Below are 3,616 nucleotides of genomic sequence, written 5' to 3'. Positions count from 1 at the left end.
TTCCTGGGTCTGCTTACCGGCTCGATCCAGGCGCCGCCGCGACCACGATTACTGTGGAACGCGAGCGCCAGCGCGCCAACCGGGCTCTATCGCATTCACCCGAACGCAGCCCTGCGGACGGGCGATACGGTCGCCGCTTCAACACCCAATACCGTACGGGCGCTGGCCGATCGACGCGGTTATCTGCCCGCCAATGTCCCGCTGGTGAAGCGTGTCGCAGCGGGGCGGGGGAGCCTCGTCTGCGCGATCTCGCTGCCCTGCCAGGAGGCGGGGGCGCCGCCCGTGGGCCTGACGCTCGCTGGGGCAGGCGGCACCGACGATCACCTGCTCGACGTCGCCGGGGCGGTCGAAGCCATCCTCCAGCGCCGTCGATAAGACAAGGAGACACCATGCCCGTCACCAAGCAACATCGTGAATTCCACCCGATCGCCATGGATGGCGAGGGGTGGCAGCTGCCGGAGGGCTATGCGCCCGGCGGCGGGGTCGACGAGAAAATCCTCTCAGGCAGTCTCGATTCGGTTGCCAAGCGCGGCAGCCGGACGCGCCTGCTTCGCTTCCAGCCCGGCGTGTTCACTAAGAAGCCCTTCGTGCACGACTATTGGGAAGAGGTCTTCCTGCTGCAAGGCGACCTCACCGTGGGCAATGACGAAGAAGGCGAGGGCGGCGAGCCATTCAGCGCCTTCACCTATGCCTGCCGTCCGCCCGGCGTGCATCATGGCCCCTTCAAGTCGAACGGCGGATGCCTTCTTCTCGAGACGCATTACTACGATCCTGCATAATGTTTGTTGACATAGCTTTCTGACAAAGCAATATATCCGAAGACGAGATGGAGAGCATCATGCCGCTGACGGTCACACGATCCGAGCTGCTGGAAAAGGGCGACGATCAGCTGTTCCGGCAGGCGATCCATGACGCGCTCGCATTCAGTGCCCGCCTGCAGGAGATCCGCAATCGCTTCGGCGAGGTGATCGGGCTCAGCGGCCCCGCCTATTCGATCATGATCGCGATCGATCATCTGATCGCCGACGGCGAGGTGGGGGTGAGCCGGCTCAGCGAGCATCTCCATCTCTCGGGAGCGTTCGTGACGATCGAGATCAACAAGCTTGTGAAGAGCGGTCTCGTCGCCAAGGCCCCGCATCCCGAGGACGGGCGGCGCGTGCTGCTCACGGTCACGGATGTGGGACGGGCGCTGCTTGATGAACTCGCCGAGACGCAGCGGCCGGTCAACGATGCGCTGTTCGCCGGCTTGTCGGCGGATCAGTTCCGGGCCTTCTCCGAGATCATCGCCTCACTGGTCGGCGGCGCGAAGGAGGCGCTCGCCCTCCAGCATCTGCTCGCCGAGCAGCGTCGTCGTCGGGCGTGAGTGCGGATCATGACGATGTTCGATCAACGCGCCTTCCGCTCGGCGCTGGGCTGCTTCCCGACCGGCGTCACGATCGTGACCGCGCCGAACCCCGGCGGCGATCCCATCGCGATGACGGTGAGCTCGTTCAACGCCGTCTCGCTCGACCCGCCGCTCGTCCTCTTCAGCGTCAAGCGCAGCGCCTTCAGTCTGCCGGTGCTCCTCGAGGCGAGCCACTTCGCCGTCAGCGTGCTGCGCGGTGACCAGACCGAGATATCCGCCCGCTTCGCTCACGCGCAAGGCGCCAAATGGGCCGGGCTCGAGCCGCGCTTCGGCGCGACGGGCTGCCCGCTCGCCAGCCAGGGGCTCGCGACCTTCGAATGCGAGCCCCATGCCGTTCATGACGGCGGCGACCATCTCATCATCATCGGCCGCGTAGTGAGCTTCGAAGTCGAGGCCGACGGCGAGCCCCTCATCTTTTTCCGCGGCGGCTACCACAGCATCGCCGCGCGCGCGTGATCGCGAGGAGCCATCATGAAGTCCGGCACCGATCATCTGACCTCGCTCCGCGATGGTCGCACCGTCTTCATCTCGGGCTCGGAGGCCGATGACGTCACCGCCCATCCGGCATTCCGCAACGCCGTGCAGTCCGCGGCCAGCCTCTACGACTTCCAATCGGCGCCTGAGAACCTAGAGCTGATGACGATCGTCAGCCCTTCCAGCGGCGAGCGCGTCAACCGCACCTGGGCCTTGCCCACGAGCTTCGACGAGCTCGTCGAGCGCCGCCGCGCGATGGAGGCCTGGGCCGGCACGCATTACGGCTTCATGGGCCGCTCGCCCGACCATGTCGCCTCGTGCTTGGCCGGGATGCTGATGGGGATCGACGTCTTCCGGTCCTACGATCCCGCGCGTGCCGGTGCGCTGCAGGACTATTTCCGCTACGCTAGGGACAACGATCTCTTCCTCACCTACGTGATCATCAACCCGCAGGCGGATCGCTCCAAAGGCGCAGCTGAGCAGGCCGACCCCTATCTCACGGCCGGCATCGTCGACGAGGATGCCGAGGGGCTAACCTTGCGTGGCGCCAAAATGCTCGCGACCAGCGGAATCATGGCGAACGAGGTCTTCGTCAGCTGCATCCAGCCGCTCGGGCCGGGGGATGAGAAATATGCCGTCTCGCTCGCGCTGCCGATGAACACCAAGGGGGTGAAGCTTCTGTCGCGCAAATCCTACGAAGCGGCTGCGCCGAGCGTTTTCGACAATCCGCTCGCCAGCCGCTTCGACGAGAACGACGCCGTCATCTATTTCGACGACGTGAAGGTGCCTTGGGAGCGCGTGTTCGTCGCCGGCGATACCGGAATGATGATGCGGCAGTTCCACGCGACGCCGGCGCACGTGCTGCAGAACTACCAATGCCAGGTGCGGCTGATGGTGAAGCTGCGCTTCCTGATGGGCATCGCGCGCCGCATCGCCGAAGTGAACGGCATCATCGCGCTCCCGCCGGTGCGCGACACGCTCGGCCAGCTCGCCGCCGAAGCTGCACTCGTTGACGGCATGGTCCACGGCATGGAGGCGAAGGGCGCCCAGCGCGGCGATTACTTCCTGCCGGACGCGCACTTGCTCTATTCGGCGCAGGTTCTGACCCAGCAGCTCTATTCCAAGATGATCACGACCCTGCGTGATCTCGCTGGAGGGGGCCTGATCATGCTGCCGTCCGACGTGTCTGACTTCGAGAATCCGGAGATCGCCCGTCTGATCGGCAAGACGCAGCAGTCGCCCGTGCTCGGGTCGGAAGAGCGCGTGAAGTTCTTCAAGCTCGCCTGGGATGCGATCGGCTCCGAGTTCGCCAGCCGTCACACCCAATATGAGATGTTCTATGCCGGTGCGACCTTCGTCACCCGCGGGCATTCATTCCGGACCTATGATTGGTCGCTCGGCGCAGCGATGGTCGATAAGGTCATGGGCAGTTATGAGCGCGAGCGGGGTATACCACCCGAGCGGTTCAGCTCTCTCCCCGCCGAGGTGGTTCCCGCTATCTGCTGAACGCACGCGGCTCGCGATATCCATCTTCGTCAGCTAAGCGCCTCATGCACGAAGCCGCTTCGCGGCAGGGGCGCCCGATGCTGATGTCGGGCGACCTGAGAAACTGACCCCCTGGCGACACGAGGAACTGACCCCCTCGCTGTGAGCGAGGAGGAACTGATGACATTGGCGATTTCGGTCCGACCTGAGCAGCCGGCGATGGCGGTTCGGGGAGAGGAGATGCTGCAGCCT

Annotated in this window: 4 protein-coding genes and 1 pseudogene; all 5 read left to right on the top strand. The window is 64.9% G+C overall.

Annotation, left to right across the window (positions count from 1 at the left end):
- Positions 1 to 375 (top strand): annotated as a pseudogene (locus tag JOZ79_RS07880) (hypothetical protein); the annotation flags it as partial.
- Between the two features lie 14 nt (positions 376 to 389).
- The gene (locus JOZ79_RS07875; RefSeq protein WP_294072916.1) at positions 390 to 779 is read left to right on the top strand and encodes a cupin domain-containing protein; all 390 of its coding nucleotides are present in this window, start codon (positions 390 to 392) and stop codon (positions 777 to 779) included.
- Between the two features lie 59 nt (positions 780 to 838).
- Positions 839 to 1,363, top strand: coding sequence for a MarR family transcriptional regulator (locus JOZ79_RS07870; protein WP_294072913.1), 525 nt, complete (start codon positions 839 to 841; stop codon positions 1,361 to 1,363).
- A gap of 15 nt (positions 1,364 to 1,378) precedes the next feature.
- Positions 1,379 to 1,861, top strand: coding sequence for a flavin reductase family protein (locus tag JOZ79_RS07865; protein WP_294072910.1), 483 nt, complete (start codon positions 1,379 to 1,381; stop codon positions 1,859 to 1,861).
- Between the two features lie 15 nt (positions 1,862 to 1,876).
- Positions 1,877 to 3,385 carry a 4-hydroxyphenylacetate 3-hydroxylase N-terminal domain-containing protein gene (locus tag JOZ79_RS07860; protein ID WP_294072907.1) on the top strand — a complete coding sequence of 503 codons (1,509 nt, stop codon included), beginning with the start codon at positions 1,877 to 1,879 and terminating at the stop codon, positions 3,383 to 3,385.
- Positions 3,386 to 3,616 lie beyond the last annotated feature (231 nt).

This window comes from Sphingomonas sp. (genome assembly GCF_019242355.1).
Taxonomy (GTDB): domain Bacteria; phylum Pseudomonadota; class Alphaproteobacteria; order Sphingomonadales; family Sphingomonadaceae; genus Sphingomicrobium.
Note: the sequence above shows the minus strand (reverse complement) of the source record. Positions and strands in the feature narration are given on the sequence as shown.

What these genes read in the sequence shown, in the direction of transcription:
- JOZ79_RS07865 (WP_294072910.1), top strand. Translation starts at nt 1,379, where the DNA reads ATGTTCGATCAACGCGCCTTCCGCTCGGCGCTGGGCTGCTTCCCGACC.
- JOZ79_RS07875 (WP_294072916.1), top strand. Translation starts at nt 390, where the DNA reads ATGCCCGTCACCAAGCAACATCGTGAATTCCACCCGATCGCCATGGAT.
- JOZ79_RS07870 (WP_294072913.1), top strand. Translation starts at nt 839, where the DNA reads ATGCCGCTGACGGTCACACGATCCGAGCTGCTGGAAAAGGGCGACGAT.
- JOZ79_RS07860 (WP_294072907.1), top strand. Translation starts at nt 1,877, where the DNA reads ATGAAGTCCGGCACCGATCATCTGACCTCGCTCCGCGATGGTCGCACC.